Origin of the sequence: Mycobacterium sp. TKK-01-0059, assembly GCF_000709305.1 — a bacterium.
Taxonomy (GTDB): Bacteria; Actinomycetota; Actinomycetes; order Mycobacteriales; family Mycobacteriaceae; genus Mycobacterium; species Mycobacterium intracellulare.
The window spans coordinates 466308-490781 of record NZ_KL446993.1; the positions used below are offsets into that span (position 1 = coordinate 466308).

The 24474-nt window shown below is 65.3% G+C and carries 23 protein-coding genes; 10 read left to right on the top strand and 13 right to left on the bottom strand.

Features of this window, described 5'->3' with window-relative positions:
- Positions 1 to 4: 4 nt before the first annotated feature.
- The gene (locus tag K883_RS02440) at positions 5 to 1009 is read left to right on the top strand and encodes an oxygenase MpaB family protein (RefSeq protein WP_036453658.1); all 1005 of its coding nucleotides are present in this window, start codon (positions 5 to 7) and stop codon (positions 1007 to 1009) included.
- On the opposite strand, the gene K883_RS02445 is transcribed toward K883_RS02440, so the two are convergent.
- On the bottom strand, positions 990 to 1328 hold the full coding sequence (locus K883_RS02445; RefSeq protein ID WP_014942721.1) for a DUF732 domain-containing protein: 339 nt from the start codon (positions 1326 to 1328) through the stop codon (positions 990 to 992). The genes K883_RS02440 and K883_RS02445 overlap by 20 nt on opposite strands.
- Positions 1329 to 1454: 126 nt before the next feature.
- On the opposite strand from K883_RS02445, the gene K883_RS02450 reads away from it, so the two are divergent.
- The 4 genes from K883_RS02450 to K883_RS02465 all read left to right on the top strand — a co-directional run bounded on the left by K883_RS02450 (position 1455) and on the right by K883_RS02465 (position 4820).
- Entirely contained in the window at positions 1455 to 2909 is a 1455-nt protein-coding gene (locus tag K883_RS02450; protein WP_036453659.1) for a phospholipase D-like domain-containing protein, read from the top strand.
- Positions 2910 to 2990: 81 nt separating this feature from the next.
- Positions 2991 to 3854 carry a phytanoyl-CoA dioxygenase family protein gene (locus tag K883_RS02455; protein ID WP_008259328.1) on the top strand — a complete coding sequence of 288 codons (864 nt, stop codon included), beginning with the start codon at positions 2991 to 2993 and terminating at the stop codon, positions 3852 to 3854.
- 54 nt (positions 3855 to 3908) lie between these two features.
- On the top strand, positions 3909 to 4415 hold the full coding sequence (locus tag K883_RS02460; protein ID WP_014385546.1) for a DUF2505 domain-containing protein: 507 nt from the start codon (positions 3909 to 3911) through the stop codon (positions 4413 to 4415).
- Between the two features lie 45 nt (positions 4416 to 4460).
- Entirely contained in the window at positions 4461 to 4820 is a 360-nt protein-coding gene (locus K883_RS02465; protein WP_036453661.1) for a DUF732 domain-containing protein, read from the top strand.
- 15 nt (positions 4821 to 4835) lie between these two features.
- Here the strand turns inward: K883_RS02465 and K883_RS02470 are convergent, their stop codons facing one another.
- From K883_RS02470 to K883_RS02515, 9 genes are all read right to left on the bottom strand, one after another.
- The gene (locus tag K883_RS02470; protein ID WP_036453662.1) at positions 4836 to 5168 is read right to left on the bottom strand and encodes a hypothetical protein; all 333 of its coding nucleotides are present in this window, start codon (positions 5166 to 5168) and stop codon (positions 4836 to 4838) included.
- A gap of 171 nt (positions 5169 to 5339) precedes the next feature.
- Positions 5340 to 5630: a hypothetical protein gene (locus tag K883_RS02475; RefSeq protein WP_083212179.1), complete on the bottom strand. Its 291-nt coding sequence runs from the start codon at positions 5628 to 5630 to the stop codon at positions 5340 to 5342.
- Between the two features lie 8 nt (positions 5631 to 5638).
- Positions 5639 to 7594, bottom strand: a complete 1956-nt coding sequence (locus K883_RS27840) for a hypothetical protein (protein WP_165606208.1) — start codon at positions 7592 to 7594, stop codon at positions 5639 to 5641.
- A 9-nt stretch (positions 7595 to 7603) separates the two neighbouring features.
- Complete coding sequence (locus K883_RS02490) at positions 7604 to 7906, bottom strand: hypothetical protein (RefSeq protein ID WP_020823299.1); 303 nt, start codon at positions 7904 to 7906, stop codon at positions 7604 to 7606.
- A gap of 80 nt (positions 7907 to 7986) precedes the next feature.
- Positions 7987 to 9510: an adenylate/guanylate cyclase domain-containing protein gene (locus K883_RS02495; RefSeq protein ID WP_036453670.1), complete on the bottom strand. Its 1524-nt coding sequence runs from the start codon at positions 9508 to 9510 to the stop codon at positions 7987 to 7989.
- 54 nt (positions 9511 to 9564) lie between these two features.
- Positions 9565 to 10422, bottom strand: a complete 858-nt coding sequence (locus tag K883_RS02500) for a TIGR03619 family F420-dependent LLM class oxidoreductase (protein ID WP_036453671.1) — start codon at positions 10420 to 10422, stop codon at positions 9565 to 9567.
- Positions 10419 to 11249 carry a TauD/TfdA dioxygenase family protein gene (locus K883_RS02505; protein WP_036453673.1) on the bottom strand — a complete coding sequence of 277 codons (831 nt, stop codon included), beginning with the start codon at positions 11247 to 11249 and terminating at the stop codon, positions 10419 to 10421. Before K883_RS02505 ends, K883_RS02500 begins: the two co-directional genes overlap by 4 nt.
- Before the next feature lie 3 nt (positions 11250 to 11252).
- The gene (locus K883_RS02510) at positions 11253 to 11576 is read right to left on the bottom strand and encodes a hypothetical protein (RefSeq protein WP_036453675.1); all 324 of its coding nucleotides are present in this window, start codon (positions 11574 to 11576) and stop codon (positions 11253 to 11255) included.
- The gene (locus tag K883_RS02515; protein WP_036453677.1) at positions 11573 to 12856 is read right to left on the bottom strand and encodes an aromatic ring-hydroxylating oxygenase subunit alpha; all 1284 of its coding nucleotides are present in this window, start codon (positions 12854 to 12856) and stop codon (positions 11573 to 11575) included. The genes K883_RS02510 and K883_RS02515 overlap by 4 nt, the downstream gene beginning before the upstream one ends.
- 95 nt (positions 12857 to 12951) lie before the next feature.
- Between K883_RS02515 and K883_RS02520 the strand changes: the two genes are divergently transcribed.
- Both K883_RS02520 and K883_RS02525 read left to right on the top strand, forming a co-directional pair.
- Positions 12952 to 13902 carry a LysR family transcriptional regulator gene (locus K883_RS02520; RefSeq protein ID WP_008259343.1) on the top strand — a complete coding sequence of 317 codons (951 nt, stop codon included), beginning with the start codon at positions 12952 to 12954 and terminating at the stop codon, positions 13900 to 13902.
- Positions 13903 to 13948: 46 nt separating this feature from the next.
- Positions 13949 to 16486: an ATP-binding cassette domain-containing protein gene (locus K883_RS02525; protein WP_036453680.1), complete on the top strand. Its 2538-nt coding sequence runs from the start codon at positions 13949 to 13951 to the stop codon at positions 16484 to 16486.
- 7 nt (positions 16487 to 16493) lie between these two features.
- Here K883_RS02525 and K883_RS02530 read toward each other — a convergent pair whose 3' ends face one another.
- Complete coding sequence (locus tag K883_RS02530; RefSeq protein WP_014712147.1) at positions 16494 to 19619, bottom strand: Kelch repeat-containing protein; 3126 nt, start codon at positions 19617 to 19619, stop codon at positions 16494 to 16496.
- Positions 19620 to 19716: 97 nt separating this feature from the next.
- Entirely contained in the window at positions 19717 to 21918 is a 2202-nt protein-coding gene (locus K883_RS02535; protein ID WP_008259350.1) for an acyltransferase family protein, read from the bottom strand.
- Positions 21919 to 22134: 216 nt separating this feature from the next.
- Here K883_RS02535 and K883_RS02540 point away from each other — a divergent pair, with 216 nt between their 5' ends.
- The 3 genes from K883_RS02540 (at position 22135) to K883_RS02550 (ending at position 23711) form a co-directional block, all read left to right on the top strand.
- Positions 22135 to 22575, top strand: coding sequence for a nitroreductase family deazaflavin-dependent oxidoreductase (locus K883_RS02540; RefSeq protein WP_008259352.1), 441 nt, complete (start codon positions 22135 to 22137; stop codon positions 22573 to 22575).
- Positions 22576 to 22697: 122 nt separating this feature from the next.
- A complete protein-coding gene (locus tag K883_RS02545) occupies positions 22698 to 23159 on the top strand; it encodes a DUF1942 domain-containing protein (RefSeq protein ID WP_008259353.1) in 462 nt (153 codons plus the stop codon).
- A gap of 66 nt (positions 23160 to 23225) precedes the next feature.
- Positions 23226 to 23711 carry a hypothetical protein gene (locus K883_RS02550; RefSeq protein WP_036453682.1) on the top strand — a complete coding sequence of 162 codons (486 nt, stop codon included), beginning with the start codon at positions 23226 to 23228 and terminating at the stop codon, positions 23709 to 23711.
- A 111-nt stretch (positions 23712 to 23822) separates the two neighbouring features.
- Here the strand turns inward: K883_RS02550 and K883_RS26425 are convergent, their stop codons facing one another.
- Positions 23823 to 24425: a TetR/AcrR family transcriptional regulator gene (locus K883_RS26425; protein WP_065502867.1), complete on the bottom strand. Its 603-nt coding sequence runs from the start codon at positions 24423 to 24425 to the stop codon at positions 23823 to 23825.
- Positions 24426 to 24474: the final 49 nt, after the last annotated feature.

Here is a 24474-nt window from a genome sequence, read left to right on the forward strand (position 1 = left end):
ATTCGTGTTCCTGCCACACCAGATAGTCGGGCAGATGATCAACAAGCGGTTGGACGACACCATGCGGCGGCGCTTCTTCCGCGGCATGGAATTCGCCGCGCCCGTCGGCGATCCGGGCTGGTTCGGTCCCGACAGCGCCGTGTGGCGCGTGCATTCGCACCTGCCCGCGTTGATCTTCGGCCTGTATTGCGCCGCCTTCATGGAATCCCTGGACCCGTCGATCTACTGGATGGGCATGCACCATTCGCGCCTGATCAAGCGCGACAGCAACGGAAACCCGATATCGCGCGTGCCGCAGATCGACCCCGAGGGCGCCGCGACGCGGCTGGGCCACTCGGTCGCCTTCTTCATCGGCACGGCGTACGGGTCGACGGAAACCGCCGAGCGCCTGGCGACGTCCGTGCGCGCGATGCATCACACCATCAAGGGCACCCGTCCCGACGGAGCCCGCTACGACGCCGACGATCCCGAGTGGCTGCGTTGGAACTACGCGACGGTCGTCTGGGGGTTGGCCACCGCGCACGAGCTTTATCACCCATTGCCGTTGCGCGGCAAGAACCTCGACCGCTATTACGGCGAGTTCGTGCGGGTCGGACACGCCCTGGGCGGCACCGATCTGCCGACCACCAAGGCCGAGACGCTCGAGTGCCTGGAGTCGTACTTGCCGAAATTGGCTGTGACTCATGGGAAAGCGATGGGCACCGGCCCCAACGTCCCCATGCCGCAGGCGGCCGTCGACTGGGCCATTCGCGACACGATGCCGAAATGGGCCAAGCAGCTGCTGCAGCACCGTGACCCCAACATCATCGAACGCACCGCCCGTCGTACCGCGGTGTGGTCGATCATCAACGGGATCAACGCCGCGGCGGGCCCGACGCCGGAGTTTCGGCAGGCCCAGGCCCGGGCCAAAGGAGGCACCACCGTCCCCCACACCGTGCCGACCTACGTGCCCGGCACCGATCAGGTCCGCACCCGCTCCGAGGTGGAGCTCAGCTTCCAGTCGGTGTAACCGGCTGCCCTAGGTGCTGGGGGCAGTAAGCGCTCGCGGCGATCATGGTGAACTGTGCGGCGCCGTCCACCGTGAACCCCGGATTGCTCGACGACACGTTGTGGATGACGTCGACCTGGGGATGGCCCTGGTCCATCAGCTCGCACGCCCTTTTGCCGACCCCGACCGCGGTGGCGGGGCTCTCATAGGTGATGCCGGCCTTGTTGAGCGCGGTCAGGAAGCTCACATCCGCGGCTGAATTGCCGGCCGGATCGGCGTGCGCCGGCGTGGCCACACCGATGAAGACGACGAAGCCCGCAAGCACTACAGGGATGCGCATGGCTTCATCTTGGTACAGAGCCGCGGTCCTGGCGCCGGCAGCCCGGGCCACCTGGGCGAAGGGCCTGGGTGTGGTACACAGTGGCTATGTCCGCGCTGATCCATCAACCCTGTTGAGAGCCCCAGCGTGCACGACGATCGACTGCTGAGTCCCGGCCAGACGTGCTGGCGTACGGCGCGTGCCGACAAGTTCGCCCCCATCGTCGATGCGGCGGACTACTTCAAACACGTCAAGGCGGCGATGCTGCGCGCCCGCCACCGAATCATGCTGATCGGCTGGGATTTCGACTCCCGAGTGACGTTCGAGCGCGGCCGCAAGACGCTGCCCGGCCCGAACCAGCTCGGCACCTTCCTTTATTGGATGCTGTGGAAGCGCCCGGGTCTGGACATCTACCTGCTGAAGTCCAATTTGCGTCTGCTCCCGGCTTTCGATGGCCTCTGGTACGGGCTTGCCCCGGTATCGCTGGTGAACCAGATCAGCAGTAAGCGAATGCATTTCGCCATCGACGGCGCCCATCCGCTCGGTTCGGTGCATCATCAGAAGATCGTCGTCGTCGACGACGCGGTGGCCTTCTGCGGCGGCATCGACCTCACCCTTGACCGCTGGGACACCCGCGCCCATGAGCATGTCAACCGCCACCGCCGCACGGCACGCCGCAGCTACGGGCCACGGCACGACGTCGGGGCCGCGGTCGACGGTGCGGCGGCGCGGGCTCTTGGCGAGCAAGCGTTGGCGCGGTGGCAGACGGCGACGCAACAAGCGTTGGCGCCCGTGGAGGCACGGCACAGCGCGTGGCCCGGCAAGCTGGAACCGACGCTGCGCAACGTGGACATCGGGATCGCGCTCACCCTGCCCGAACTGGAGGATCGCCCCGAGGTCCGCGAGGTCGAGGCGCTCAACCTTGCCGCCATAGCGGCGGCCCGCGACACCATCTACGTGGAGAACCAATACCTGGCGTCGCGCACCATCGCCGACGCCCTGGCGGCGCGGCTGCGGGAAGCCGACGGCCCGGAGATCGTCATCGTGCTTGCGCGCAAAGGCAATAACCCGCTCGAACGGGGAACGATGGACAGCGCACGCCACCTCCTGCTTCACCAGCTGTGGGAGGCCGACGAGCATGACCGGTTGGGTATCTACTGGCCGGTGACCGACCGCGGCGCGCCGATCTACATCCACTCCAAGGTGCTGGCGGTCGACGATCGGCTGCTGCGGATCGGGTCGTCGAATTTCAACAACCGGTCATTGGGATTCGACAGCGAATGCGATGTGGCCATCGAGGCGCCGCCGGCGAGTTCCGACGATGACGTGCGCCGTGAAATCGCCTCCGTGCGAAACGGTTTGGTGGCCGAACACTTAGGAGTGTCGACCGGCGAGCTCGACAGAGCGATCGCCGAACACCGGTCGGTGCACAAGGCCGTCGAGGCGCTTCGGGGCGACGGCAAGACGTTGCAGCCCTTCACCGAGCGCACCGTGGCCGATGAGGCGGGTCCGCTGGCCGAGAACGAGCTGATGGACCCCGACCATGTGCCACGGTCGCTGAGCCGAAGCGTGCAACGCTTCATCACCGGCCTCCGGGGTTAACGCGCCGGCGATTGGGGTGTGAGTCGAACCGGACTCGGCCTAGTCTGGGCAGAAGTGCCAGTGGACTAAGGACGAGCACCCATGAGCATCGACGACGAATCCGTCACCACGTTGGAGGACCTTCGGGGCGACCTGGCGCAGCGGTACAAGAGGACGCCGACGGGCGGAAGTTCGATCGACAGCGCGATCGCCGAAGCCGACATGGCGGCCCTGGACCGCGACGGCTACGTCATCTGGGAGAACCTGCTGAGCGCCGAAGAATGCGCGCACATTCGCCAGACCGTGCGGCCGTGGCTCGGGCATACCGGACGCAACTCGTTCGAGGGCCGGCGTACGCAGCGGATCTACAGCGTGCTGAGCAGGACACGGGCGTGCGATCGGCTTGTCGACCATCCCCGGGTGCTCGCCGCTCTCGACCGGTTGCTGATGCCCAACTATCTGCTTTCGGCGTTGCAGGCCATCAACATTCAGCCCGGCGAGGCCGCACAGCTGGCACACCATGACGACGGCTTTTACCCGATTCCACGCCCTCGCGCGCCGCTGGCGGCCGCCACGATCTGGGCGATCGACGACTTCACCGCCGACAACGGCGCCACGGTCCTGTACCCGGGGAGCCACCGGTGGGGCAAGCGCCGGCCGGACTCCGACGACGAGGCGTTGCCGGTGGTCATGCCCGCCGGCTCCTGCGTCTTCTTCGTCGGCACCCTCTGGCATGGCGGGGGTGCCAACAACACCGCCCACGAGCGGCTGGCCATCACCGCTCAATACTGTGAGCCGTGGCTGCGGCCGATGGAGGCCTATACGTTGTCGGTGTCGCGCGACATCGCGCGCACGGTCTCCGACGACATCCGCCGCATGCTCGGCTACAGCATCCACCCGCCGTTCGTCGGCAACGTCGATGGCTTGCATCCGTTGCGGCTGTTGGGATCTGGTCCCGACGCATAGATGCGGGGCGGCTTCACCGCCTCGGACGATCCGCCTCTGCAAGAATGGTCCGATATGTCGCGATCATTCGACGTCCTGACCGAGTCGCCCGCCAGCGTTGAGCAGATTCACGCCGCGTTCGGCCGAGAGGACTATTGGCTGGCCCGCATCGCGGCCGGCGCCGCCGACACCACCTTGGATTCACTGGTGGCCGACGCCGACGGCACGGTGACGGTGCGCACGACTCAACGCCTCGGTCGTCAGCTCCTGCCCGGGCTGGTCGCCAAATTCGTTACCGGCGAGGTGAAGATCGTGCAGACCGAGACGTGGCGTCCGGACAGCGATCGCCAGGTGCGTGGGCGGGTCACCGTGTCCGCTTCGGGCGGATTGGGATCAGGCCATGCGGATACGTGGCTGGCGCCGACGGATGACAGCGGTTCGCAACTGCGCGCCGCCCTTCAGGTGAACGTCAAAATCCCTTTGGTGGGCGGCAAACTCGAAAAGTCCATCGGGGCAGGTTTGGCGGAGGGAATCCCCGAGATGCTGCGCTTCACCACTACGTGGATCGCCGAAAACACATAAAACTGCGCTTCGCAGCATTTACGCTCCCTGTCCATGGACCCGAGAGTGTCGGCCGGCATCGGCCACGGCAAGGCCTTGTCTCCGTCGGCACTGATTGCCGCATCGCTGACCGGGCTGGTGTGGCTCGCGCCCACAGCCCACGCCGACCCCGATCCCATCTCCGTCGGCGCTTATCTGCACACACTGAACGTGTTGCATGTGCCGTACGACAATCCGGGCAGGATTGTCGACATCGGGAACAACGTCTGCCAGCAAGCGCGCGGCGGCACCGACTTCGACACCATCTACCCGACGGTGGCGAGCAACGGCTACGCGTCCGCGCAAGCGGGCCAGATCATGGGCGCTGCCGTCGGGACATTCTGTCCTGACGTGGAGGCTGCTTTCGATCGCTGGACCAACAGCTAGGCGGGGCTGCTGGTGTCATAACGGTTCGCCGATGTCAGGGAGTAAGGCGATGTCCTCTGGCTGGCCGTTACGGAACATCGCCGCGAGGTCGCGGACGCGTCTCTTTGCCCAGTCAACATTGAATTGACTCAAAATCTGATACTCGTATTTGAAACGTTGCGCTCGGTCGCCGACTTGTTTAGCGGCATGGCTCGTAACCACGCCTTGCATGTACCAGTAGAGAAGGTCATCGAGGCTGCCCGCCCGGTCGAAGCCGAGTTTTCCGCGCTCGTAGAAGGTGTAGTGGTAGGAACCGTCCTCGGCAACGAAAATGTTCAAACCATCGGTCGTCCGGAAGCCAACCGGCATGGGACGCACGCCGAGCCTTTCCGACAAACGATCGATTTCACTTTGAAGTGCCGCAGATTTATCGTCCAAGGCGCGGTCCGTGATCATTATGGAAGCAGTACCCAATAGCGCCTCGTTTGCGCCATCTTCGCATGCGGTCGCTGCCCACTACTTTTGACTCCGGGTTCAAACTCAACGCATCTGAAAGGTGTAAAAATTGCCGATAGCCGTGAGTGACTGTTTCGTGAGAGTCGGATGCCTTTCGTGCATCACAGCTTCGACATAGTCCCCAGCCTCATTGAGGCTCATGCGATTCCAGTCAGGCTCCACCCTCATCGCTTCGTTAAGAATCGCATGCACCCTCTCATTTGCAACCGTAGCCCTTGATCCGAAATGCTCCTCGAACTCAACTCCATTGCTACCGGGGTAACGGCGCAGATATAAAACAATCGCTTCATTGATGTCGATACCGTCATTCTCCAAGGTCCACCTCACCCATGCCTCTCAAAAATCGTTACTGCTTCTCCTGTGTCTGGATCGATCTGCACAATGCGGCTTATGTTAAGGTTTTCCATCAGACGAGGTATCTCAATATTTTGCCAGACGTTGCCTGGGCGCAAGTTGGAACCAATGATTGCGGTAACTTCTCCTTGCGCGTTTTCCGCGTATGCCGTCGAAGCATCGTCCCAGAACTGTACCGATACCGGATCATGGCGATTCCAGACTGGGAGCGGATCAATCCCGTTGTCCGCAAGCGTCATTTCTAACGTCCTGCCCCCAGTTCCATGAGCGATCAGTTCCGCTACCCCTGAGCCATCGGGACCAACTCCGATCCCGTCGGCAGTTCTGCCCGACCAGTAATATGCGGTATTTGGCTGTGTGGTCGTGATTTCTAGAAGCTGTTCGTACGACGGCAGACTTCCGGGCAGATAGTGACCCGCACTGTCCATTGGGTAAGGGCCATCACCATGGTTACCGTCCAGGATGGAATGGTCGGCCACAAAGGGATCGTGGTGCTCACCAATTGCGGCGGGAAGGTGATCGCCAGCACCTATCGGCGGATGGCTGCCGACGAAGTCGTGTGGGACAGTGGCGGCGGCGTCGAGGTCAGCCAATTCCCCCGCACGTACGACGGCCGCTCCTTCGCCACCGAAGAGCATCGTGGGCAGCGTGGTGGCGGCGTCGGAGGTCTTGCCGCCCAAATAGTAAGCGAGGCTTGGGGAGTCTATTGCGCTCTTGATTTCCGCGAGTCCGGTGCCCACGGGGTTCAGGGCCGTTTCGGCGGTGCCTTTGAGCATCTGCTCCCATGACTTGAGCACACTTGGAGCTCCGGGGCCTCCCTGCCCGAAAAGGTTTTTGATCCCCTGCTCGGTAGCGAACCAACGGTCACTAAAGCCTTCGGAGAATCCCGGTGGCGGCGGGGCCTTCGGCTCGGGTGGAACGTAGTTGGGCATCCCGTTGTCGATCCACTGCTGTGTCTGGCTCACAACGTCATTCAGCCGCGCCTCGATCTGATTCGGCGGCACACCGTCGCGAATCATGGTCTGGCGCGCCATCGCCTTGAAGCTCTCGACATCTCCTGGGTTCAGCCGCGGCGGCGGGACACTGCCGCGCCCGGGTCCCGCAGGTCCAGCCGGCAACAGCATGTCTTGCAGCGACAGGGGCTTGCCAACGGCGCCCGCGGGAACAGGCGGGCCCTTCGGCGAGGCGCCGTCCGTGCCCGCGGTTGCAGGTCCGGCCGGCAACAACATGTCTTGCAACGACCGCGGCGGACCCACGGTGCCGGCGGGAACCGGCGGGCCCTTCGGCGAGGCGCCGTCCGGCCCAGCGTCTGCCGGGCCATCGGGCAACAACATGTCTTGCCACGTCCGTGGCTTGCGCCCTGCTGCCGGATTGGGCGGACCTTGCGGCGGTGCGCCACCACTTGGTGCATGACCGCCGGTATCCAGCGGGACTTCGCCCACGGCAAAGCGGACGGCGGTGGCAAGCTCGTGGTCGGCGCTGTGGGCATGCACGTTCAACGCAATGAGCTGATCCTGCAGCAGCTGTTGCTGGGCGGCAAATTCTATGGGATCGCGCCCAATCCACGTGTCGCCCACGTCAATTCGCCAGTCCGGCGTGATGGTCCAGCCATTGGCCTCAGCGGCCCGCTCGATGTCCTCGAGTTCGCGCTTGCATGCGCGCACATCGCCCTCGGCGCGTGCCACCGCCGCGGCTACCTGCCGGGACTCCTGACCGTCGGCCTCGATGTCACGTCGAGCCTTACCGAGGTCAGCGCGAAACGCCTCTCCGGCTTCCCCCTGCCAGCCGCTGAGAACGTTATGCACCTGCTGGAGGTTCTCCCCCAACTGCTGCAAGGTGTTGGCGCGTCCGTTCGCGGTCTCGAACACCTTCTGGATCGCGCCGAGATCCCAACGCTTGACGTCATTGGGGGTCAGCTGCCCCACTCGTGACCCCTACTCCCGCACCGACCGAAAAGCTCGCGCCGACTCGTCCTCGTTGGTGAGGTAGCCGAGCATCGCCTCGGCGACGTGCGACCCCAGGCCGTCCACCTGCAGCTGGTGGTGGTCGTGGCGGGCCTGCCAGCGCGCCGCGAGCTCACCCAGCGCCAGCTCCGAGGATCCGATCCAGCCGGGCGCGGCCGCCGCAAGGCCGTCCTCATGACTGAAGAAATCCAACGCGGCCTCGCCGATCGCGTTGAACATGTCGTTGCTGCCGACGTGCAGTGCGGCGGGATCGACCTTCAATCCATTTGCCACGAATGTCTCCTACGGCTCGCCGGGATTGCGCTCCGAATCTTAATTTGCTGCGTAGGACCGCGCACTTCACCTCTTGCGGGTCAAGGCGCTGACCAGCTGCTTTCTTCCAGCGTGAAGACCTGCACCGCTGCGGATTTGCCCTTGAGGGCATGGGGCCCCCGATCGACGAGGCCGACAGGTCGAGAAGCCAGCGCATCGACGCACGACTCGGTGAGCAGGATCGCGTCGCCCGTCGTCTTGGTTAGCTGCTCGACGCGCGCGGCTACGTTGACGGTGTCACCGATCAGCGTGAATTCGAGCTTGCCTCCCCCGCCGATGGTGCCGGCAATTACCACCCCGGTGTTGATCCCGATGCCGATCCGCAGTGCTCCGTCGAAGCGCTCCGAAACGAGCCGCTGGATCCCGACAGCGACATGCACCGCGGCATTGGCATGTGCCGCAAGGTCGTTCGGTGCGCCGAAGACGGCGAGGGCTCCGTCGCCAAGGAACTTGTTGACGTGCCCACCGGCGTGAACGACGGCGGGCACGACGATCTCGAACAGCGAGTTGAGCCGGGCGACGGTGTCCTCGGCGGTATTGGCTTCGGCGAACGGGGTGAAATCGCGAATGTCGATGAACATCACGGTCACCTCGCGGCGCTCACCGGTAAACACGTCGTCGCCCTGTTCGAGCAGCCGCGCCGCCAGCGCCGGGTCGACGTAGGTGCCGAAAGCGCCCTGAAGTCGTTGCCGCTCAGCCAAACCCGCCTGCATGCGGTTGAACGACGCGGCCAGGGCGCCGAGGTCGTCGTCCTGGACGACGGGTAGGCGCTGGCTATAGTCGCCTGCCGCAACGCGTTCGGCGCCCTCGGCGAGGTCGCGGATGGGTTGCAAAGACCTCGAGAATCCAAGGCCGACCGAGACCGGTATAGCGAATACAAGGGCTAACGCGCCGCCGATCACGAGGGAAACGATGGGAGCATCACTGATTCGATTCGACGCTGCGGCAAGCAACGCGCCGCCGACAGCATAGGCAAACGCGACAGCGACCATGGACACGTTCGATCGCGCGGCGAAAGTCGGGCGAGAGCGCGGCAGTGAGTCACCGACCCCAGTGTCATTGGCGAGGGCGACCCTGGCGGGCCGCCATGCCGCCTCGACGCTGTTGTGTAGCGCGACCAACTGGACCGCTAATGCAATGGTCGCAGCCACGCTCCCGTATTGGAGTAGCCGCAACCAACTCGCTCCGGAGATCAGACCGACGACGACCGACAACGCGGCAGCCCAGACAGCGGCGGCCCACATCGTGCGGGAAGTCGCCCTGCGGGAAAAGATATAGGTGCCCTCCAGGGCGGCCGCTCGATCGACCTCGCGACCCGCTGCCCACTGCTCCGCGAGCCGTGCCCATCGGTGATCCGGTAGAACCATGATGCATGCGAGCACAAGTGCGGCCACCACGGTGGCTGCCGTCGCTGCAACGTAGCGATCGGACCTTTCGAACACGACGATCGGATACGAGACAAGGGTGAGGTAGATCGGCACCGAGATGACGAATGCGATCACGCCGCCCGCCCAGGTGTACCTCGCCCCGTACCGATCCCACGCCCACTGCCAGATGCGGTCCATAACAGGAGATTAAGCGCCCGCCACCTGTGGTGCGGCACTTCGCGTGGACCAGCGTCAGAACGTTTTGCCGTGCAACTCTGCCAGCGCGTGAATCTGTTCGAGGTAGTGCTCGAGCGAATGGTGGATGAACCTGGCCGACAACGTGGTGGTCCCGGCGGCGGCGATGGTGTGCAGCGCGTCTTCGGTTTTCGCCGGCTCACCCACCGGGTCCAGTGGCTGGTCGGCGGGCAAGACGACCTCGAAGCCGTCCGGCAGCTCTCGCGCCCGCAGCCACTCGGCGGCGGTGGCAATGGACACGTAGTACGGACACCAGCCGTCGGCGAGCGTGAGCGCACGGCGCAACGACCGCTTGGTGCGCCCGCCGACCCAGATCCGCATATGTGGCTGCAGCGCACAGGGATCGATGGTGAGCCCACCGAACGAGTAGTACTCGCCGTCATACACCGGCTCGTTGGTGGGCAAGGCCGCCCGCAGCGCCTTCAGGGCGTCGTCGGCACGAGCACCGCGGTCGTCGAACGGCGCGCCCAGCAGGTCGAATTCCTCCCTGAGGCTCCCGACGCCGACGCCCAGGATCACCCGGCCGCCGCTGACATGATCCAATGTGCCATAACGCTTTACGATCGCGAGCGGGTGGTGATAGCCAAGCACCAGGGTCATCGTGACGAGCCGAATCCGGCTGGTGCGCGCCGACACGTAGCCGAGCGTGGCCAGCGGGTCCCAGTACCGGGAGCCGCGGCGGGCGGCCTCGGTCGACGGTATGCCGATGTGCTCGCTGCAGGTGAGGTGGTGATAGCCAAGGCCGTCCGCCGTCTCGGCGACGCGACCGATGTCTTCGATGTTGGCCGTCTTCTCCCACGTCAACGCCGCGCCGGCGACGTTCGTGACGACGGGTGTCGCGATGCCGAGTTTCAATCCAGCGGCTCTTCGCCGGCAAGGACCGTGCGGTGCATGAGCCGGCCGCTGTCAGCGGCGTACGGCAGCGCCCGGTGCATGGTCCCGGTGTTGTCCCATATGAGCAGGTCGCCCAGCTGCCACTCGTGGCGGTAGACGTAGCGCGGTTGAGTCGCCCAGTCACGAAGGCGCGCAAGCAATGCGCGGCTTTCTTCCACCGGCAGGTCGACCACGTAATCCGCCGTCGCACCGAGCAACAACGACTTGCGCCCCGATCGGTGAGTCCACACCATGGGACACGATTTCGTGGGCGATTTCTGCCAGAACGCGATCTCCTCGTAGCTCATCTCGGGTCGCACGTAGTACTGCGAGCGCTCCGCGCTATGCACCACCCGAAGGCCGGCGATCGCCTCCTTGTCGGCCTCCGGCAGCTCCTCGTAGGCCGCGTAGGTGTTGCAGAACTCGGTCTGACCGCCGGAGTCGGACAATTTCATGGCTCGCAACAGCGTGGCCAGATTCGGATAGGGCTGCAGGGAGCCGTCGAAATGCCAGAACAGCGAGCCTTTCAGGTACTCGGCCCGCTGATTGACGTTCGTGTCGAGCGAGATCTTGTAGATCCCGCCCTCACCCTCGTTCTGCACAATGCTGCCAAGGGTTTTCGCGATGGTGACCTGCTGTTCGTCGCTGATCTGCAGTCCGCGAAAGAAGACCACCCCGCGCTGCTCGAGGATCGCGCGGATCGCCTCGGCTTCGCGACCACTGAGCAGCGTGTCGAGATCGGTCTTGATCTCGCTGCCGATCAACGGCGTGCAGTCGATGACGTCGAGTCGTGTGGTGGACAGTCCCATGCGTCAGCTCAATCTCGTGAGAATGGTCTTCGCCGAATGCTTTACCCGCGGCTGCCTCCACAGCTCCACCGCCAACGAGACCGTGATCAACGAGTACAGCAGATTGCGCAGGTTCGCGACGTCCTCGGGCAGCGGCTCGGCATAGTCGAACTTGTCGATGTAGGCGACCGCCTCCTCGGCGTGCGGAAAAACCTCCTCGTAGAACGCCTGTATCTCGGCCATGGAGCTGTTCACTCGCTTCAGGTAGCGCTCGTGCCCATCCTCGATGGCCCACTCGGGCACCAGGTGCTCGAGTTGCGAGAACTCGTGCGGCAAAAGGGCATTCATCGGCCGGCCTTCGCCTTCTCGCCGGCCGCCACATAATCGCCCACCACCTTGTGCAGGTGACGCAGCAGGATCTCCTCGTCATTCATCGTGAAATGCGTGAGCGCACCGCTGTTCAGCATCGCCTGCAACCCTTCCGACGGGCTCGCGTCTTCCAGGATGATGTCGTTGAGGAAGGTAATGGTGAGCTCTTGGCCCAGCCGTTCTTTGTGCGTCTTGGGCGGCTGGTAGAACATCTCGACTTCGAAGATGTGCGAATGCGGGCCCGTCGGCCAGTGCGTGTGCGTACTGAAACCGGACGAACCGAAGATCAGCACGAAGTTGGGGAAGAACTGGAACGAATCGAAGCCGTACTTCTCCGAACGAGTCGGATTGAGCCCGGGCGGCATCGGGCCGCGATCGGTCCGCTTGTTCCACGGACCGGCCGCGCTCGCCTCCATCACGCATTCAATGGGCTTGGAGTACGGCGTCTTCTGCGACGGCTCGCCGGCGAAGGAAAACATCCGGTGCGGACCCTTGAGCCGGTAGGCCAGCGCGTCGGTGAACGGGTTCGGCTGGTCGAAGGCGTCTCTGGCCTCCGCGGTGAGGGCGCCGAACGAGGACGCGTGCAGATACGGCCCGTGGTAACTTTCGGCGAATCCGTCGACGAAAATCTTCCAGTTGCACTGCAATTCGACCTTGAACCGATACACCTGGTGTGGCCCCGCAAACGGATACCCTTCGATGCCGTGGGCCAGCTCGCCGAGGTAGGACCGCAGCGGCTCGGTGTTGTGCGGGTCGAGGTTGACGAAGATGAACCCCTCCCACACCTCGCATTGGATCACCGGCACCCGACAGCTCTCGGCGTCGAAGTCGAGCAGCAGATCCTTGCGGGTGGGCGCGTGCAGCGAACCGTCCAACTTGTAGCGCCAGCCGTGGAATCGGCAGTACAGCACCGGGGCGCGACCTTGCACCTCTTCGAACGGGTCGTCTTCCCACAGCATCTTGTTGCCGCGGTGCGGACAGATGTTGTGGAAGGCGCGGATCACGTCGTCCTTGCCGCGAACGATGATGATCGACGTGTTGAGGAATCTCAGCTCGCGGGTGAAGTAGCTTCCCGACTTCGGCACCCGCTCAACCCGTCCGACGTAGAGCCAGGTTTTTTTGAAGACGTGCTCGCGTTCCTTCTCGTAGAACTCTTCTGAGACGCAGTCCTCGAGTGACACTGGGCCACGGCCCAATTCGGGATAGGCGTCCGTCCAGTGCCCGCTCGACGGCTTCGTCACCAAGACGTCCTGACTCATCGGGCCCTCCTCGCCTCTCGGCCGAAGGTAGCACTTGACCAAATGCGCAAATAGGCCTTCAATTGCAACACCCTGTTGCAATTTTGGAACACCACGTGGAGCAGAACCTGCCGTTCGACCTCGATGCCTTGCTCGTATTCGGCAAGGTGGTCGAGTGCCGCAGCCTCTCGAAGGCGGCCGCGCTGCTGGGCATGCCCAAGTCCACCGTCAGCCGCAAGCTCAGCAAGCTCGAGGCGGACCTCGGGATCAAGCTGCTGCGCAAGAACACGCACCAGCTCACCGTCACCGACCTTGGCGAGAAGATCTACAGCCACGGCGTGAACATCTTGGCCGAGGCCAACGGGGTGCGGGCGCTGGTGGAAGGCAGCAAGCTCGAGCCGCAGGGTGAGTTGCGCGTTGCCATCCCGGTCTTTGTCGGCATCGACTACGCATCGCGAGTCGGCGCCAAATTCCTGAAGCAATATCCCCAGTCGCGGCTGGATATCCGCTTGGTGGACAACGTCGTTCATCCCGTCCACGACGGGTTCGACGTGGTTTTCGGCACGGGGCCGCTACAGGACTCGACGCTGATCGCGCGCAAGGTCTTCAGCCTCGAACTGTTCCTTTGTGCATCACCGGAGTTCATACGGGAGCTACCCGAACCCATCACCGCTCCCACCCAATTGGATACCGTGCCGTTCATCGACTGCGGAGTCAGCGAGGGACCGCGCAGGCTCACCGTCGCCAAGAACAAGCGGCGCCATGAGCTCTCGCCGATGGTTCGGGCGCGAGCCAACAATTTTCAGGTGTGCAAGCAGTACATCCTGAACGGGCTCGGTGTCGGTGCGATGCCGAGCCAGATCATCGTCACCTCCGAGTTGCGGGACGGCAGCATCGTGCCGGTGCTGCCCGAATGGCGCCTCGAGCAGCTTGACGTCTACATGATCCATCCCTTCCAGCTCTCGTTCTCCACGTTGATCAGCGCGTTTTACGAGACGGCGTGCGACATCATCACCGAGAACACCGCGCGAAGCGCGGGCGGCAAAACCGGCCGTCTGCACCTATAAAGCGAAAAAGTGAGCGTTTGCTGGCGGCGAGTCCAATACTTAGGTGATGAGTAGGCCTGCACCGCCCGTGCTGACGGTTCAATCGGAGTGGTCACAGCGCAGTTTCGCGCCGGGCCACGACATCGTGGTCGGGAGTGACCTCCGCGCCGACATGCGCGTCGCCCATCCGCTGATCGCTCGAGCCCACCTCCTGCTGCGCTTCGACGGGGCCAAATGGATCGCGATCGACAACGGTTCGCCCTCCGGCGTTTTCGTCAATGGTCACCGGGTACGGGCCGTCGACATCCACGATCGCCAGAGCCTCAACCTCGCCCGGCCCGACGGGCCGCGTCTGAGCTTTCGGATCGGCCGGCACGACGGGGCGGTGGGCCAACTACCGCCCACCCTGGAGGCGGTGCCGGTGATCGCGCCGCCGGGCGCCCCGAAGACCGCCCGTCCGGAACCGCCACGGCGGCCCGGCGTCCCGCCGCCCCGCATCGCGCGACCGCAACCGGCCCCGCCGCGCTACCCGCCCGCCGGCCAGCCCCCGCGCGCTCCCCACCCCGCACCGCAGCCGGCGGGGCTCCAGCCGCTCACCGAGATCGGGGCACAGACCCTCGAAGCCTCGGGCTTCGACAGCGCCAACCTGCGGCGCGCCGTGCAGCGGTCACGATCGAAGCTCGGCGCGCCCCCCGCGGGGGCGGCGGTCATCGGCCGCGCAGAAGACAGCGACATCGTCATCTCGGACGTCTTGGCGTCGCGCCATCATGCCTACTTGGTGCCGGGCCCCACCGGCATGGAGATCCACGACGCGCAAAGCATCAACGGGACTTTCGTCAACGGCACCCGCATCTTGTCGGCACCGCTCACCGACGGTGACGTGGTCACGATCGGCAACGTCGACCTGGTTTTCAACGGTGAAATCCTGCTGCGCCGCGCCGAAGCCGCCACCCGCACCGGCGGGCTGGAAGTGCGGGAGGTCGACTTTCACGTCGACAACAAGCGCCTGATCCAAAAGGTGTCCCTGACGGCGCGGCCCGGGACGCTGACCGCGCTCATCGGTGGGTCGGGAGCGGGCAAGAGCACGTTGTCCCGGCTGATCGCCGGCGCCACCTGTCCGACCTCGGGCTCGATCACCTTCGAGGGCCACGACATCCACGCCCAGTTCGCGTCGTTGCGCAGCCGGATCGGGATGGTGCCCCAGGACGACGTCGTGCACCGCCAGCTCACGGTGACCCAGGCGCTGAACTACGCGGCCGAGTTGCGGCTGCCGACCGACACCAGCAAGTCCGACCGCGCGCAGGTCGTCGCGCAGGTCATCGAGGAACTCGGCTTGACCAAGCACGCCGACACGCGAGTCGACAAGCTGTCCGGCGGGCAGCGCAAGCGCGCCTCGGTGGCCCTGGAACTGCTCACCGGGCCGTCGCTGCTGATCCTCGACGAGCCCACGTCGGGCCTGGACCCCGCATTGGACCTGCAGGTCATGACGATGCTTCGGCAGCTGGCCGACGCCGGCCGCGTCGTGCTGGTGGTGACGCACTCGCTGAGCTACCTCGATCTGTGCGACCAGGTGTTGCTGATGGCGCCGGGCGGCAAGACCGCCTACTGCGGCCCACCCGGCGACATCGAAGCGACCATGGGAACCACCAACTGGGCCAAGATCTTTGGAATGGTGGGCGCGGACCCCGACGAAGCCAACCGTCGATTCCTGGCCCAAGCCAAACCGCCGCCTCCTGTATCCGACGCGGACAAGCCGGCCGATCTCGGCGCTCCGGCGCGCTCCAGCACCTGGCGTCAATTCTCGACGATCGCCCGCCGCCAGGTCCGGCTGATCGTCGCCGATCGCGCCTACTTCATCTTCCTGGCGCTGTTGCCGTTCGTGATGGGCGCGCTGGCGCTGACCGTTCCCGGCTCGACGGGATTCCGCGTGGCCGATCCGAACGGCGACGGGTCCGACGAGCCCGGATCGGTGTTGATGTTGCTGACTATGGCCGCCGTCTTCATGGGCACCGCGCTGACGATCCGCGATCTCATCGGCGAGCGCCCGATCTTTCGCCGCGAACAGGCGGTCGGCCTGTCGACCAAGGCCTATCTGCTCGCGAAGATGGCGGTCTTCTTCGTGTTCGCCATCGTCCAGTCGACGATCGCGACCACCATCACCATTCTGGGGAAAGGCGCGCCGACCCGGCCGGCCCTGCTCCTTGGCAGCGCCACACTCGAGCTGTACGTCGCCACCGCCGCCATGTGCGTGGCCGCGGCGATGATCGGCCTGGTCCTGTCCTCGCTGGCGCGCTCGAACGAGCAGATCATGCCGCTCCTGGTGGTGTCGCTCATGTTGCAGCTGGTGCTCTGCGGTGGGATGGTCCCGGTCACCGACCGGATCGGGCTGGATCAGATGTCCTGGGCGGTCCCCTCCCGTTGGGGGTATGCGGCGCAGGCTTCGACGGTCGACTTGTGGACGATCGAGCCCGGGCCGCTCGCCCCGAAAGACCGCCACTTCAAACACACGGCGGGGACATGGCTGTTCGACGTCGGCATGCTGGTGTTGCTGACGGTCGTGTACGCGGGAATCGTGGGGTGGCGCAGCCGGCTCAAGCGCCATTGATCCGTCGCTAGACGAAGTCCAAAGCCTCGACCGTCGCGACGGGGCCCTCATGGGTGGGCCGGTTTGCACCGCCAATGCAGTACACGGTGTTGCCCAGCGCCGCGACCGCCTCAGCGTGACGCGGCGTCGGCAGCGGGGGCAGCGTGGACCACTTCGCATTGGCGATGTCGTACATTTCCGCCACTCCCAACACCTGGGTTGGTTCCTCACCACCGACCGCCACGATTCGGCCATCGATGAACGCGGCGCCGTAACTTCCACGCGGAGTTGGCATGTCGACCAACTTGGTCCAGGTCCCTGCTTGGGGATCGAACCGTTCGAACGCCGCGGAGTTCTTGTCGGCGGACAAGAACCTCCCGCCGACCGCGTACATGTAGGTGCCGTCGGACGCCGCGGCCAAGTGCTCGCGCGGGGTGGGCATGTTGGCCGCGTCGCGCCACGAGCTGCCGTCGAAGACCTCGGTCTGGCCGACGAGCTGCTTGGCGTTCTGTCCGCCGGCGACGACGAGCTTGTCACCGACCACCGCGGCCGCCGGTGCCGCCCGCGCGTGGCTGAGGCCGGCCAGCTCCACCCAATTGCCGCCGCGCAACGCGAACACCTTGGTGGACGCCTGCGTGAGGTCGCCGCTGGCGCCGCCGAGGACCACCACCTCGTTGCGATACGTGGCCGCGGCGGCGTGGTGGAGCGGGACGGGCAGCGGGGGTTGGGCTTGCCAGGCGCCGGTGCGCGGGTCGTAACTCTCGACCGTCTGGAGTGCGACTCCGTCGCGCAGTCCGCCCATGATCCAGATCTTGTCGCCCAGCACGGTCCACGCCGTCATCAGCCGGGGTGTCGGCGCGTCCGGTAGCGAACGCCACTGCGCTTCCGGCTGGGCCAGGCGTGGCGGCAGTTGCAACGCCTCGGCCGTCGCGGTCACCTGGTCGTCACCGACGGCCGTCGACCCCCCGACGGCGTAGATGGACTTCCCCACCGCATCGACCGCCATGCCGTGGCGCGCAGTCCCCATGTCCGGCAAGCCATCCCACGTCTTCGTCGACAGATCGAACACCGCCACGCTCTTGAGGACTTGCCCCGCCGACTGACCCCCGGCGGCGACCAGGCGCCGGTCCGCGATCGCCACGCCAAGGTCACTGCGAGGGTGGGGAAGGTCGGGCAATTTCATCCAGGTTTTCGCGGCCGGGTCGTACGCCTCGACCGCTACCAGGTCGGCGTTCCCGTTGGTCCCGCCGACCGTGTACACCAGTTTCCCGTCCGAGGCCGCAGCCAGCATCTGTCGCGGGGTCGGGATGGGGGTGCCGAGGGTCCAGGCGTTGCCGTCGAAGATCTCGGTGGAGTTCAGCAGCGCTCCGTTGGCGTCGACGCCGCCGGTGACGATGATGCGGTCGCCCACCACGGCCGCCGCCGCTGCCGCGCGGGGCTGCAACAGGTGGGGCAGCTCCACCCAGTGGCTGTTGACCACGCGCCAAACCTGGTCGCTGGCAACCTTTTGCGCGCCCGCGGCGCGCCAGCCGCCGAGCACGATCGGGTTTCCCTGCCACGTCACGGCCATGGCCTGTTGAACCGGGACCGGGAGATCGTCGCCGCTCTTCCAGCTGTCGATGACGGGGTCATACCCCTCGTGGTTTGCGACGACGGCGTGGTTGCTGCCGATTCCGCCGAATATCCAGATCGTGCCATCGGCCTGGGTGGTTGCCGCCGCGTCGCGTGCGATGCGCGCGTTCGTGATCGGCTGCCACTTCACCGACGCCTGGCTCGGCTGGCTCGCGGCGGCCTGGGGGTGCCGCTTGCCGTGCGTCAGCAGCACGTAGACGCCGCTGCCCAGCACCAACACGGCCACCACGATCGCGACGGCGATCAGCGCCGCGGTGGCGCGGCTTCGCTTCGCTTTCGACGGTTTCGGCCACGCCACCGCGCCGGTCGCCAATCCGCGCGGCGTATCCGGAACACGGTCGGCAGAACTCGTCGGCGCGATCGCGTCGGTGACACTTGTCTGTTCGGGGATCACCTGGGTGGGCTCGGACGTGTTTGAGCCGCGCGAGATGGCGGCTGCGCGGCCCGGCTGTTGGCGACCGGGCGGCCGTGACGGCGGATGCGGTGGCGTCGAGGCGGGGCGATCTCCCAGCGCATTCATCAGCGAGGTGGCGCTTTCCGGGCCGGCGATCCGTGGGCCCGGTTTGGCGATCCTCGGCGGTCTCGGCACCGGCCGCGCGATGCGCCCCGAACCCGCACCCGCGGCGGTAATCGCCATGGAATCGGGCTTTAATCCGTTGCGGCGCAGGCTCTCCTGCAATTCGCGGCCGAACTCCGCCGCTGACGCCGGCCGTTCGGCGGGATCGAACCGCATCGCTTTTTCGATCGCCGAACAGACCGCGTCGGGGATCCCATTGGGGCGCAGGTCCGGGACCCGCGTGCTTTTGATCCGGGTGTACTGCGCGAGGAGGTCTTCGCCGCTGCGGCGCTCGTATGCGGCGTTGCCGGCGATGAGCGCATAGAGTGTGGCACCGAGCGAATAAACATCCGTCTCGACCGTCGCCGGATCGCCGGTCATGACCTCGGGCGCGAGGAAATCGACTGTGCCGGAAAACAACCCGGACGCCGTTTCATAGCCTCCAGCGACGTGCGCCGTCCCGAAATCGGTGAGCTGCGGTTCGCCGTAATCGTTGACGAGAACGTTCGCGGGCTTGATATCGCGGTGCAAAGTTCCTGTCAGGTGAGCGGTTTCGAGCGCCCCGCACAATTTCACACCGATCCGCATCGCTTCGGGCCAGGCGATCGGCCCCTCTCGCTGCACCCGCAGGCCCAGGGAACCGGCGGCGCAGTACGACATCACGATGTAAGGCCGGCCGCCCGCGGTGACGCCGACGCGCAGAATGTTGACGATGTTCGGATGGCCCGACAGGCCGCCCATGGCGTAGCCCTCGCGGAGAAATCGTTCGCGACTCTCGTCGTCGCCGAAGGTCGGCAACACCTTGATGGCGACGTTGCGACCCAGCGCAGTCTCGCGACAGCGATACACCACTCCGGCGGCGCCTCGAGCGATCTGGCGCGCGTTGTCGAATCCGGCGGCAGCCAACTCCGCGACGATGTCGCTCGGTCCCGGCGCCCGGGGGCGAGCCTTGGGTCTTTCAGCCATTTCGTGGCCTCAACTTCCCAGGCAACTGATGATCGAGTTAAGGGTAGCGAACATGAGCGCACCGGCTGAACGGTTCCGGTGAGGATCGTCGCAAAGCTCAGCCGGGGAGCAGCGCGCGATCGGCCAGCGCGCCCATCACCGGCGCCAGTTCCCGGGCGTATTCGAACGTCAGATGATTGGCGTCGTGGAACACCACGGTGTTGCCGACGATGACCGGGCATCGGTCCAAGGTGCAGAACAGCTCGGTGAGGTCGGCGTACTGTCCGCCGCCCGCTTTGGTGGCCGCCGCCTCGGCGGCGATGCCCGGATCGTTCACCGCCGTCGATCTCGGCGGCGCGCAGGCCGTCGCGTCATCGAGGTGACCGGACAGGCAGGTCGGCACCAATGCGTGCGGATCCGGGGCCGGCCCGAGCACCAGCACCTTGGCACCGGTACCGCGCAGCTGCTGGACGAGTCGGGTCAGGCTGCCGAGCCAGGCCGAGTCGTATGACGTGACACCGGCCGGAAAGTCGTAACGGTCACCGTATTTGCGCCACAGGCTCAACACGACCAACTGTGGATGCTGGTTGCGCAGGCGGGCGACGACCAGATCGCGCCACTTGTCGCACTCGGTGAATTCCCGGCGCAGGAACGGGTTGATGATGGGCAGGTCCAGCATCGGGCAGCCGCCCTTGGTCAGGGCTTCCAGCCGCCAGTGCCGCCGCCCGGTGACCTGCTGGAATGCAGGGATCCACATCGCTGCGGTCGAGTCACCGACCAGGGCGACGCCGGTCTTCGACGCCCTGTCGCCGCTGATGCACTCGGGCTGATCGGCCTCCAAAAAATTGCGCAAGCAACCCTTGAAGTAGGCGATCGGGTTTTCGGCTGAAGCAGCGCCGATCGATGGGTCGAGATTCGACGGAACCGCCTTGAGGTCGGCGGACACCGCGACCATCGTCTGCACTTGCGCAAACGCGTACTGCACCGCCGCGTCGTACGCGTCGAGGCTGTCACCCGCCGGTGGTATCGGCCCGGTGACTTTCAGCGCCGCCGCCGGGGCACCGTGACCGACGGGGGCGGGGATCGCCACCAGCAACGCCGCGCCCACGCATACCGCCACCGCGGTCGCACCACCACCGAGCAACAGGCTGCGGAACGCGGACCGGCGCACGAAAGGGGCGAAGCGGAGCGGGTTTTCGATGAAGCGCAGGGTGAGCACGGCCAGGCCGCCGGATATCGCGACCGTCGCCAGCCTGCCCACCAGTCCCAGCGGATGGCCCAGCAACGGCGGCGCGAGCAACAACACGGGCCAGTGCCAGAGATACCACGAATACGAAATTCGGCCGATGGCTCCGATCGGCGACCACGCCAAAAGGTGCCCACACCCTCGAGTGGGGTGGAGGCAGCCAGCGCCGATCACGAGTGCGGTGCCGAGCACGGGCAGCAGGGCGGCCGTGCCCGGGTAGGGCGTGGTCACGCTCAAGACCGTGCAACCCAGCAGGATCAGTGCCAGGCCTGCCCATCCGGCGATCGCCGCAGGCAGCGCCGCGAGCCGGCGCCACTGGGTGGTCGTCAGGGCCACCAGGCCGCCCACGGCCAACTCCCACGCCCGGGTGGGCAGTGAAAAGAACGCGACGGAAGGCACGATCGGAGTGGCCAGCAGCGACGCGGCAAACGACAGGACCGCGACCAGCGCAAGGGCCAGGACATAAGGACGCTCGGACGACACGCCCGTGGCGCGCCGACGCCGCCGCCGGATGGCCCAGGCCGTACCGATGATGACGGCCGGCCACACCAGGTAGAACTGCTCCTCTACGCCCAGTGACCAGTAGTGCTGGAACGGCGACGGCGGCGTGTAGGCAAGTTGGTAGTCGATCCCGTGGAAGACGAACCAGTAGTTGCCGATGTACAGCGCGCTGGCGATGCCGTCACCGATGACGCCCTCGGCTTGCAACGGGGGTAACAGGATCGCCGAGGCGATCGCGGTGACAACGCCCACCGCAGCCGATGCCGGCAGCAGCCGGCGGGCTCGCGCCCCGTAGAAGCGGCCCAGCCGGACGGTGCCCGCAGTGCTTACCTCGCGGTAAAGCATTCCGGTGATGAGGAATCCCGAGATGACGAAGAACACGTCCACGCCGGTGAACCCACCGCCCACACCGGGCACGCCGGCATGAAAGAGCACGACGGCCAACACCGCGACGGCACGCAGGCCTTCGAGGTCTTGGCGAAATGCCGGCTTCGGCGGACGTAGGCCCCGCGCTTGCGTGACGGGGCTGACGCTCTCAACGTCTGCCATCGTCACCAACTGGGTGAAGGGCAACTCTCGAGAATGGTAGATACATGCGAAATCGCGACGGGGGCAGCTATGTCAATATTTGCGCCAATTACCGTCTGACCCCCCTTGACCCCAACCGCCCCTTCAGTCCGAGGTGACTATAGCTATCTCCGAGGCCATGTGCGGATATACGTCCGAATTGCCTCCCGCTTCGAGGAACCCCCTGGTAAATACCGGCGCCGCCGAGCGAGACTGACAGCTATGAGTTTCGTGGAGGAAAAGGTGCTTCCGCAGCTGCTGCGAGTGCACGACGCGGTGTATCAAAAGACGAACGGCTGGATCGGTCACCGCGCGCTGTGGATACCGAGCCTGCTACTGCATACCGTCGGCGCGAAGACCGGTAAACGACGCACGACGTCGCTGACCTATGCCCGCGACGGTGACAAATATCTGGTCGTCGCCTCCAAGGGCGGCGCGCCCGAAGCCCCCGGCTGGTACCACAACCTGAAAGCCAACCCCGACGTCGAGATCAACGTCGGCCCAAGGCGTTTCGCTGTCACCGCGCGACCGGTGCTGCCCGAGGACCCCGACTACCCGCGGCTATGGCAGATCGTCAACAAGAACAACCAAAACCGCTACGTGGAGTATCAGAAGCGAACGTCACGACCCATCCCGGTGGTCGTCCTGAGTCCGAAAGGCTAGAACGATTCACCCTCTGACCTCGCCCGAGCAGGTTTGAAACCGGCGAGTCTGGATACCTCCCGGGATGTCGAGCAAGCGGCTAGCGCTTCTTGACCGCAGGGACCTAGGGAAGGGGTTTTGCCATGATGCTCTCCAAGGTTGCCATGAAGACGACGGCGGCCGCCGCCGGCATCGCGACGGCGGGGATTCTGATGGCGTCGCCGGCGCTGGCGGATCCGCAAGTCGTAGCGTTTGGCCAATCCGCAGAGATTCCGAGTGCAAACGGCGCAGAAGCCATCAATTACACCGTGAACAACTTGCAGCCCAGCGGCCACAACGACGGCATCTGGTACTCCGACGTCACGGCCACAGGTGTGCGCGGTAACGCGACTCCGGTCATTGCCGACTTCAACGCACGTGCCGTCAACAGCTCGACCTACGCGGTCATGAAAGGGCATGAAGTAGACGGCCTCCCGAACCAGCCGATCGCGCCGGGCGCCCAGGCGACCGGGCGTCTCTACTTCGACGTTCGAGGCGGCACGGCGCCGGACAGCGTCGTCTACCGGGACGCCGCCGGCGTCGACAAGGTCGTCTGGAAGAGCTAACGGCGCAGACGGGCTGTTGACCGCTCGTCAGCCATTCGGCTGCGGCGCCGAGGCACGGTGTCCCTGATGGTCGCCGTCTACCGCGCGCCGATGCGATCCCGCAACGATGCCGTCGAGCACCAGGCCACGATCGATCGGGCTCGACGGCTCGCGCTGTGCGGCTTCGGGCAATACGTGGATCGCTCGGGCGAACAGGAGCGGCTTGTCCGTCGGGTCGGCCGATTCGCCGAGGTTGACGAGGGCTCGTTTGTGTGGACCCGCGACACCGACGGGTGGTTCTGGTTGGGCCGTATCTCGGGTTCTTACTTCTACGACGCCGACGAAACCGCTGCAGCGGTCGACCTAGTGCACACAAGACCCTGCGAGTGGGCGCCCATGCCAGTGCTGGAGCAGGATGTCCCGACCGCGGTCGTCGCCACATTCCGTCGGGGTGGACGGAACTTCCAGGAAATCCACCATCGGTCGATAAGTGAAGAGACACAGAGGATTTGGGATGCGTGGACAACTCAGTCCGATGACCGTGATCGAAAAAGAACTGGACAGACATTGTGAGTTCTGGCCAGTCCGCTTTCAGCGCAGCCTAAATCGGGTTTTGGCGGAGTCGCCAGAATCCCAGAAGCCATATAGCTACCTTTAAGGCGCTGGCGTAACCACAGCATTTAGTCAGCGGTGCGCGTCAATGAGCGCGGCAACCGCCTTCTGTGCGTCCTTGGTGGACAGCGGCCGCGCTGCGAACATCTCGGCGATCATCATCGCTACCGGTGTGGTCCACAGCAACATGCCCAACGCGGCGGCATGTTCGCCATCGGTCGCAGCGTCTAACCGCGCCATCATCTTGGCCAACGCGGTGCCGAGACGTTGCATGGGCTGCCCCTCAAGCGCGCCACGCAACTGCTTGGTCGAGATAAGAATCTCCAATCCTGCCATTGCTTTTGGATTGGCGAACGCTTCCCACGTCGCCCGCACCAATTCGTCGGTGTCCGTGACTTGCGCCGGATCGGATAACAGATCAAGTGCTGCGCTGAGGCGGTCAACTGCGTCTTCGATCACCGCAGTCAACAGACCATCGCGGTCGCCGAAGTGATGTTGGATGACACCCCAACTCAGGCCGGCTCGTTCAATGATGTGCCGCGCGCTGGCCGCAGAGAAGCCTTCCTCGCGAATGCACCGCACCGTCTCGTCGATCAGTAATTCGCGGGTCCGATCCCCGCGCTCCTGTCGCCCGGTACTTGGACGACGCGGTGCAGTTCGTGCCCGTTCAGTCATCTCCGCAATCCGCCCCGCTCAGCGCGTCGCCTCATGCACAGCACCTTAG

Coding starts and splice junctions, on each gene's coding strand:
- K883_RS02540 (WP_008259352.1), top strand. CDS start 22,135: ATGAGTTTCGTGGAGGAAAAGGTGCTTCCGCAGCTGCTGCGAGTGCAC.
- K883_RS02550 (WP_036453682.1), top strand. CDS start 23,226: ATGGTCGCCGTCTACCGCGCGCCGATGCGATCCCGCAACGATGCCGTC.
- K883_RS02510 (WP_036453675.1), bottom strand. CDS start 11,576: ATGAATGCCCTTTTGCCGCACGAGTTCTCGCAACTCGAGCACCTGGTG.
- K883_RS02460 (WP_014385546.1), top strand. CDS start 3,909: ATGTCGCGATCATTCGACGTCCTGACCGAGTCGCCCGCCAGCGTTGAG.
- K883_RS02470 (WP_036453662.1), bottom strand. CDS start 5,168: ATGCCGGTTGGCTTCCGGACGACCGATGGTTTGAACATTTTCGTTGCC.
- K883_RS02525 (WP_036453680.1), top strand. CDS start 13,949: ATGAGTAGGCCTGCACCGCCCGTGCTGACGGTTCAATCGGAGTGGTCA.
- K883_RS02495 (WP_036453670.1), bottom strand. CDS start 9,510: ATGGACCGCATCTGGCAGTGGGCGTGGGATCGGTACGGGGCGAGGTAC.
- K883_RS02455 (WP_008259328.1), top strand. CDS start 2,991: ATGAGCATCGACGACGAATCCGTCACCACGTTGGAGGACCTTCGGGGC.
- K883_RS02445 (WP_014942721.1), bottom strand. CDS start 1,328: ATGCGCATCCCTGTAGTGCTTGCGGGCTTCGTCGTCTTCATCGGTGTG.
- K883_RS02505 (WP_036453673.1), bottom strand. CDS start 11,249: ATGGGACTGTCCACCACACGACTCGACGTCATCGACTGCACGCCGTTG.
- K883_RS02515 (WP_036453677.1), bottom strand. CDS start 12,856: ATGAGTCAGGACGTCTTGGTGACGAAGCCGTCGAGCGGGCACTGGACG.
- K883_RS02545 (WP_008259353.1), top strand. CDS start 22,698: ATGATGCTCTCCAAGGTTGCCATGAAGACGACGGCGGCCGCCGCCGGC.
- K883_RS26425 (WP_065502867.1), bottom strand. CDS start 24,425: ATGACTGAACGGGCACGAACTGCACCGCGTCGTCCAAGTACCGGGCGA.
- K883_RS02530 (WP_014712147.1), bottom strand. CDS start 19,619: ATGGCTGAAAGACCCAAGGCTCGCCCCCGGGCGCCGGGACCGAGCGAC.